Origin of the sequence: Stenotrophomonas sp. HMWF003, assembly GCF_003061285.1 — a bacterium.
Lineage (GTDB): Bacteria > Pseudomonadota > Gammaproteobacteria > Xanthomonadales > Xanthomonadaceae > Stenotrophomonas > Stenotrophomonas maltophilia_AP.
On the sequence record NZ_QAIW01000354.1, the window covers coordinates 11,946 to 18,908 of the forward strand.

The 6,963-nt window shown below is 68.2% G+C and carries 10 protein-coding genes; 2 read left to right on the forward strand and 8 right to left on the reverse strand.

The genetic code is table 11. The annotated features are described in order from the left end of the window. From DBR34_RS23205 to DBR34_RS14340, 4 genes are all read right to left on the reverse strand, one after another. Nucleotides 1-1,501 (reverse strand): aspartate kinase (locus DBR34_RS23205; RefSeq protein ID WP_308812549.1); only part of this gene is annotated, 1,501 nt, incomplete at its 3' end. 89 nt (nucleotides 1,502-1,590) lie between these two features. Further along, entirely contained in the window at nucleotides 1,591-1,728 is a 138-nt protein-coding gene (locus tag DBR34_RS21440; protein WP_181394020.1) for a hypothetical protein, read from the reverse strand. Nucleotides 1,729-1,854: 126 nt separating this feature from the next. Then, nucleotides 1,855-2,802 carry a DMT family transporter gene (locus DBR34_RS14335; protein ID WP_128097289.1) on the reverse strand — a complete coding sequence of 316 codons (948 nt, stop codon included), beginning with the start codon at nucleotides 2,800-2,802 and terminating at the stop codon, nucleotides 1,855-1,857. Between the two features lie 72 nt (nucleotides 2,803-2,874). Next, nucleotides 2,875-3,597, reverse strand: coding sequence for an AraC family transcriptional regulator (locus tag DBR34_RS14340; protein WP_128097290.1), 723 nt, complete (start codon nucleotides 3,595-3,597; stop codon nucleotides 2,875-2,877). Nucleotides 3,598-3,799: 202 nt separating this feature from the next. Between DBR34_RS14340 and DBR34_RS14345 the strand changes: the two genes are divergently transcribed. Both DBR34_RS14345 and DBR34_RS14350 read left to right on the forward strand, forming a co-directional pair. Continuing rightward, nucleotides 3,800-4,540 (forward strand): hypothetical protein, encoded by a 741-nt coding sequence (locus tag DBR34_RS14345; protein ID WP_128097291.1) that lies wholly within the window; start codon nucleotides 3,800-3,802, stop codon nucleotides 4,538-4,540. Next, nucleotides 4,537-5,019, forward strand: a complete 483-nt coding sequence (locus DBR34_RS14350) for a GNAT family N-acetyltransferase (protein WP_258223945.1) — start codon at nucleotides 4,537-4,539, stop codon at nucleotides 5,017-5,019. Before DBR34_RS14345 ends, DBR34_RS14350 begins: the two co-directional genes overlap by 4 nt. Nucleotides 5,020-5,023: 4 nt before the next feature. Here the strand turns inward: DBR34_RS14350 and DBR34_RS14355 are convergent, their stop codons facing one another. From DBR34_RS14355 to DBR34_RS14370, 4 genes are all read right to left on the reverse strand, one after another. Continuing rightward, nucleotides 5,024-5,311, reverse strand: coding sequence for a hypothetical protein (locus tag DBR34_RS14355; RefSeq protein ID WP_128097292.1), 288 nt, complete (start codon nucleotides 5,309-5,311; stop codon nucleotides 5,024-5,026). Between the two features lie 164 nt (nucleotides 5,312-5,475). Then, nucleotides 5,476-5,925 carry a PA2169 family four-helix-bundle protein gene (locus DBR34_RS14360; RefSeq protein WP_128097293.1) on the reverse strand — a complete coding sequence of 150 codons (450 nt, stop codon included), beginning with the start codon at nucleotides 5,923-5,925 and terminating at the stop codon, nucleotides 5,476-5,478. 177 nt (nucleotides 5,926-6,102) lie between these two features. Next, entirely contained in the window at nucleotides 6,103-6,372 is a 270-nt protein-coding gene (locus DBR34_RS14365) for a PQ-loop repeat-containing protein (protein WP_128097294.1), read from the reverse strand. Beyond that, on the reverse strand, nucleotides 6,372-6,963 hold a 592-nt coding region (locus DBR34_RS14370; RefSeq protein ID WP_258223946.1), incomplete at its 5' end, for a glycosyltransferase family 2 protein. The genes DBR34_RS14365 and DBR34_RS14370, both read right to left, overlap by 1 nt.

The following is a 6,963-nucleotide window of genomic DNA, read 5'->3' on the forward strand; positions in this document are numbered from 1 at the left end:
CCAGCAGCGCCGCGCCGACGTTGCCCGGCCCGATCACGCCCACCGAGAAGGTCTGCGGTGACAGCCAGAACCCGGCATGGGCGGCGCGCAGTGCCTTGGTGGCATGGCGGCTGTCGACCGCCACCGAGATGTTGCGTTCGGACGAGCCCTGCGCGATCGCCAGAATATTGACCTGTGCCCGGCCCAACGACTCGAACAGGCGGGCAGCCACGCCCGGCTGCCCGGCCATGCCGTCGCCCACTGCCGCCAGCACGCTGACGTTGTCGGTGAGCTGCACGCGCTGCACCTGGCCAAGGTTGAGTTCATGGGCAAACGCGTGCAGCAGTGCATCGCGCGCGCGCACCGCCTCGGCCTGCTTGACCACGCAGCAGATCGAGTGTTCCGACGACCCCTGCGAGATCATCACCACCGACACGTGCGCGTTGCGCAGCGACGCAAACACCCGCTCGGCCGTGCCCGGCACGCCGATCAGACCGGTGCCCTCCAGGTTCAGCACCGCCAGGTCCGGGCTCAGCGTCAGCCCCTTGATCGGCCCGGAGACGGTCCGTTCGGCGGTGATGCGCGTGCCCGGATGAAGCGGGTTGAAGGTGTTGCGGATGATGATCGGCAGGCCGCGCTCGATCGCCGGCGACATCGTCTGCGGGTGTACGACCTTGGCCCCGAAGTACGCCAGCTCGCAGGCCTCATCGTAGCTGAGGGCGTCCAGCTGCACGGCTTCCGGCACCACGCGCGGGTCGGCCGAGAGCACCCCATCCACATCGGTCCAGATATGCAGTTCGTCGGCGTTGAACAGCGCTGCGAAGATCGCGCCGGAGTAGTCGCTGCCGTTGCGGCCCAGGGTGGTGATGCGGTCGCGGCGGTCGCGGGCCACGAAACCGGTGGCGACCACGCGCGGCGACGGGTGCGCCTCACGCCATCGTGCGAGGCGCTGTGCGCTCTGCACCCAGTCCACGTCCACGCCCAGCTCGCCGCGATCCACCACCAGTACATCCCGTGCGTCGAGCACGGCGCATGCCTCGCCCAGGCTCTGCAGGTACTGGCCGAGCAGCTGCGCCGAGTACACCTCGCCCAGCCCCTGCACCCGGTCCAGCACTTCCACCGGCAGCTCGCCGATCACCGCCAGTGCACCGAGAACCTCGGCAAGGTGGTCGAACCGGGCATCAAGCCACTCCACCGTCTGGCCGGCGTGTTCGCCCAGCAACGCCACCGCGGCACCGCGATGACGTGCGCGCAGCGCATGCCACGCGTCGCGCCAGTGTGGCGCGTCGTCGGCCGCCAGACCGGCCACGGCGATCAGCGCATCGGTGACGCCCTTCATCGCAGACACCACGGTGACCTGCACCGCTTCCTCGCGTGCCAGCAGCAACTGGGCCACATGGCGGTAGCGCTCGGCATCGGCCACCGAGGTGCCGCCGAATTTATGCACGATGGTGGAGGTGGCGGCCCGAAGTTCGGGGGCAGCGGGTTCAGCGACAGCAGGCAGGACGGCGACGGATGACATGAAGACCTCGATTCGAGGCCCCGCATCGGGTCAGGTTGAAGGCGCTCCCCCGCAACCTGTTCCGGGTGCGGGGCCGTTGTTTTCGGAAATTACGCGAAGACGACGGGCCGCACCAGGCGAGTGGTGACGGTGGTAATGGTGGTGGTACCGGTGGTCTGCGCAGGCATGGCTCGACCGGCCGCGAGGGCGGCGGAGCAGTGCTGGGCGGTGGCGGCGACGAAGACCATGGGGCAAGAAAACTACGCCGCCGGGGGGCTTGTCAAGTGTTGCAGTGCAAAATCAACCTGGGCGCGATCGGTCTGCATCGTCGGCAAAAAGGTTGCGAATGAGACCATGCAGCTCCGCCAACGCGATCAGCCCGCATGTTCGGTGATCGCACGCGGGGGCCGATGTGCATGGGCGCACATCAGCACCCCGGAGACCAGGCACACGATCGCCACCGTCTCCATCGCCGTGGGCCAGCGCTGTTGCCAGGCGAACCCATACAGCAGCGCGAACAGGGTCTCGAACACGATCATCTGCCCGGTCAGGGTCAGCGGCAGGTTGCGGCTGGCCCGGTTCCAGCACGCGTTGCCCAGCACCGAGGCCACCACGGCCACGCCGGCGCTGATCAGCCAGAACCAGCCCCAATCCACCGCGGCGTGGGGTGCGTTCGGCAGCAGGAATGCACTGGGCACCAGCAACAGCGCCAGCGCGCCGGTCGCCACGCCGGTCAGCAGCGACCAGTCGTGCCCGGACAGGTCCGGCCGCCGCGCCAGCCAGCGGCTGTTGCCGATCGAATACACCGCCCACGAAAACAGCGCGCCCAGCGCACACAGCAGGCCCAGCAGGCGGCGGCCGGTGGAACCCTGCGCGTGCTCGGCCTGCAGCGCCTCGTAACCCACCAACGCCACCCCGGCCAGGCACAGCAGCAGCGCGGGCGCCAGCTTGCGCAACGGCACAGCGCCCTTTTCGCGCACGCCCGCCAGCGTCACCACCACCGGAATCAGGCCCACGATCAGCGACGCCGCCGCGCCACCGGCCCACTGCACGGCATTGGCCAGCAGCACGAAATACACCAGATTGCCGGCCAGGCTCAGCCAGAGCAGGCCCCGCCACTCGGCCATGCCGATACGCATGCGCAGGTCGCGCCAACGCGGCGCCAGCAGCACCACGGCGATCAGGCCGTAGACCAGATAGCGGCCCGCCGAGAGCTGCACCGCGCCAAACTGACTCAGCATCGCCGGGGCCAGGAACACCACGCCCCACAGCGCACCGGCGGCAATCCCGTTGGCGATGCCCACTCCCATCGATCGATTCATCTGCGTGCGTGCGCCGCTGCCGGAAAGAAGGCGCCAGTGTAGGCATCGGCGCGGTCGCAATCTTGACCCAGGCTACTGCCGCTGGCGGCGCCGGTACTCGGCCGGACTCATGCCCCATTCGCGACGCAACGCCCGGGTCAGGGCGCTCTGCTCGGAATAGCCGGCGTGCTGGGCAATCTGCGCGATGGTCGCATCGGTGGTGGCCAACTGCCCGCGCGCCCAGCGCAGCCGGCAGCTGCTCAGCCAGGCCTGTGGACTCAACCCGAACGCCTGGCGGAACAGCGCATGCACGCGGCTGACGCTGACGCCCACCTCGGCCGCGATGCGCTCCACCGGCCACGCGTGTCCTGGTTGGCGTTCAATGCGCGCGCATACCGCCTGCAGGCGCGTAGCACTGCCGGCCAGCGAAAATGCGTGCAGCAGCAGCGGCATTTCGCGTGCCACCACCGCAGCGTCGATCTGCCCGGTGCCCGCCACGCAGACCCGGCGCGCCATCGCACGTACCGGCGCAGGCAGCGCCAGCACCGGCTGCTGCGCCAGGCACTGCAGGGTGTCGTCGTCCAGCAGCGCGGCCGGGCAGTCCACGATCAGGAAGCGGTCATCCTGCAGCGCGCTTTGCGCGTGCCCCGCCGACGGCGCCACGAACGCGCCCTGCCACACGTCCAGGCGTGCGCCGCGCCCCTCCAGCTCGAAGGCCAGTTCGCCCTGCAGCGGCACCACCCATTGCGCGAAGTCATGCCGGTCCACGCTGGACGTGCGACCGTAGCGACGCAGGTTGAAGGCAGCGGTGGACATGGCCGATGAGCGTGCGGAACCGGGAAAGAAGCAGTCTGCGCGCCACAGGACCCCGGTGCAACAAGGGCCGTGCGGGCCGGTGCTATAGTCGGACCCGTCCAGTCAGCAAGGAGTGCATGCCGTGACGACCCGTTCCACTCTGCCTGTGCGACAGCGCCGCCGGTTTCCGGCCCTGCTCACGCTCCTGGCCGTGGGTCTTCCCTTGACCACTGCCCACGCCGAATCCCCTGCCCCGGTGTCCGTCGCGCGCACTGCGCCGGGCCCGCACTGCATGGACGCCAAGGGCCTGCTGGAAATGAACCAGAGCAGCCCTGACAGCATCACCTTGCTGGATCGTGACCAGTCACCGTGGCGGCTGCGCTTCAGCGCCGCCTGCCCGGGACTGCTTGCCGCCGAAGACCCGCGCGTTGCCGCTGTCGACAGCTGGGTCTGTGGCACCGGCGACGAGCGGGTCGTTGCCGGCGACACAGCCTGCCCCATCACCGCGGTGGACCGCATCAGCCGCCGCGAGTTCGCACAGCACGCAAAGCAGAGCGGCGTTGCGCGCCCGGTTACGCTGGGCACGGTGAATGTCACCGAGCATCGGCGCACGTTCCGCGGTTCACCGTCCTACTGCTTCAACACCCGCCACGTGCGCAGCTGGAGCGAAAGCCCGCAGGGCGTCACTGTGGAAACCAACCCGCGCTATTCCGGTGGCCACCGCCACTACGTCATTGAAGTGGCGTCGTCCTGCGGCGAGCTGGTGCATTCGCCGCAGGTACGCTTCCATTCCGGTTTCAATACCGGCGTCATCTGCGGGCACCCGGGCGACCGGCTGGAAGTAATCCCCACGGTGGACCCCATCCTGGTCGCAATCTCCGAACGTGGGCCCCTGCCGGAACCGCCCATCAACCGCACGCTGTCGCGCTGCGCGATTCTCGCCGTCTACCCGGCTGCGCCGTGACCGCCCTGCTCCGGGTGACGTTGAGCGACCGGCCCCAGCTGCTGCCAGAGGTCGGGGCCTGGTACTTCGCGCAGTGGGGACACCACGTGCCTGGCCGGACGTTGGCCGACGAGTGCGAACGGCTGGAGGTATTCCTGCAGCCCGACGCCCTGCCGATGTTGTTGATCGCGATGCAGGGTGACCGCCCTGTCGCGGCCGCGCAGCTGAAGTTCCACGAACGCGAGGAACGCCCGGAACGTCTTCACTGGCTGGGCGGCGTGTACGTGGATGCCACGCAACGCGGCAAGGGCATCGCCGAAGCGCTGATCGCCGACCTGATGGCACGTGCCGCCAGCGAGGGCGTGCGCGAGGTGTACCTGCAGACCGAAGCCGACGATGGCGGCCTGTACCGCCGGCTGGGATGGGAACCGCTGGAGTCGATCCAGCACGCCGGCGGGTTTCCGGTGCGCATCATGGTGCGGCGGCTTTCGCCGCCGTGATGGGTCAGCGCGCGCGCACCGGCTGCGGTGCGGGACGGTCGGCGAGCGAGCCCAGCGTGAACGTGTAGCCCGCCTCTTCCAGCAGCTTGCGCATGCGCAGTTCGGCGCGCTTCGGGTAGGCCAGCGACAGCGGCGCATGCAGCGCATAGGACGTGGACTTGCCCGGCATCGTGTCGCGGGTCACCGACGACTGATTTGTTTCACAGGCATTGGACCACAGGTCCGACAGCACCTTCGGTCCGATGGATTGATTGTTGCCAAGCCGAAGTGTCAGCCAACGCATGTGTTCCATAACAGATCCAGTCAGCCCTTTCGATCGAGTATGCACCAATTCCCCACCCCCCGTACGGCGGCGTCCGGCCCCTTTACGCAGACAGCCCCGGGAATCCCGGGGCTGTCTGCGCGTGTTCATCTGGCGCCGGTCAACGCGCCGGTACTGCCAGATACTGCCAGGTGTCAGTGCTTCATCGCGTGCTTGCGGTCGCGCATCACCGCATGGCATTCCTGCACCTGCGGCAGCAGGCGCTGCACTTCCTGGCGTGCGGCCGGGGTGGTGTCGCTGTCGGTGAGGGTGTCCTTGAACGCCTTCAGCAGACGGTCTTCAGATTCTTCCAGTTCGGCCACATAGCCGTACTGGGTGTCGCCCAGGGTGGCGCGGACCTTGCCGTAGAACTGCTGCATCGAGCCCACCACCGTGCCGTGGTCGGCCGGCTTGCCACCGGCGGCCAGAACCGTAGCGCTGAGCGAGCGGACGAGCTCGTCCTTCACCCCGGCGATGCGGGTGAACAGCGCAGACAGTTCGGCATCCTTCACCTTGCCCGCAGCTTCGGTGTAGAAATCCTTGCCGTCGCGGGCGATTTCAATCAGGTCGTTCAAGGTGTGGGTGGTCTTGGTTTCGGTAGTCACTGGTGATGCTCCTGTAGTGTCGGGATGCCCGCTTTCCGCGGGGTGCCCGTGCTTGGGTGGGTCCACTTTTCCGCATCGCCGATGAAGTCGGCGTGACACTGAAAACACGCGATTCAGCGTCGTATGCACGGCGAAATACAGTTGTTTGCCCGGCGTGTTCAACGCGCGATTGCACCGTCACGACAGCGCGCGTCTGCGCTTCATCCAGGCCATGCACTGCCCTGCAATCGCGGTGGCCAGCACCAGGCTGTTGGTCACCACGAACACCCAGGAATGCAGCGCGATGCTGTAGGCAATGAACAGCACCGAGGCGGTCATCTGGCCAATGAACAGCCACGTCGATACCGCCTGGGCATCGTCAGCGCGCCATTGCTTCCATATCTGGCGCCACAAGGTCGCCACCAGCACCGCCGTCGCGGCCCACCCCAGCAGATCGATAGCGGCCATCAGCACGCCCCCGCCGGTTTGATACCCGTGGCGCACACCGCCAGACCGGAAGATGCGGGTGCATCGCCGATGCTGCGCTCAAGGCGTTTGAGGAAATCGCTGAAACCATGGCTTGCCCGCGCGTGCCGACGCGCACTGGTCACCACCTGGGGCGCCGCCAGCCGCGCCACGCGCGCGCCGCTGCGTTGGATCGCATCGATGAGCGCGACGTCCTCGCCGGTGGCCAGGGGCAGGAAGCCTCCGCTGTCGCGGTACGCCGCTGCACTGAATCCCATGTTGGCGCCGTGCACATGGAGGTGGCCATCCTGCGCCCGCTCGCCAAGCAGGAACTGCTGCCGTACCGAAGGCGCGTAGTCCAGCCAGTCATCCACACTGACCACCCCGCAGAATGCGCCGGCCTCGCAGGCCACCTGCCGCCACAGCCAGTCGGCCGGCACCCGGCTGTCGGCATCGGTGCAGCCGATCCACCGCGCGCCCAGCGACAGCGCATGCTCGCTGGCCACGGCGCGGGCCACGCCGACACACCCGGCTTCCACCCGTACCACGTGCACGCCGAAGCGCCGGCAGACCGCTGCGGTCGCATCGCTGCAG

Coding starts and splice junctions, on each gene's coding strand:
- DBR34_RS21440 (WP_181394020.1), bottom strand. CDS start 1,728: ATGGTCTTCGTCGCCGCCACCGCCCAGCACTGCTCCGCCGCCCTCGCG.
- DBR34_RS14335 (WP_128097289.1), bottom strand. CDS start 2,802: ATGAATCGATCGATGGGAGTGGGCATCGCCAACGGGATTGCCGCCGGT.
- DBR34_RS14340 (WP_128097290.1), bottom strand. CDS start 3,597: ATGTCCACCGCTGCCTTCAACCTGCGTCGCTACGGTCGCACGTCCAGC.
- DBR34_RS14355 (WP_128097292.1), bottom strand. CDS start 5,311: ATGGAACACATGCGTTGGCTGACACTTCGGCTTGGCAACAATCAATCC.
- DBR34_RS14365 (WP_128097294.1), bottom strand. CDS start 6,372: ATGGCCGCTATCGATCTGCTGGGGTGGGCCGCGACGGCGGTGCTGGTG.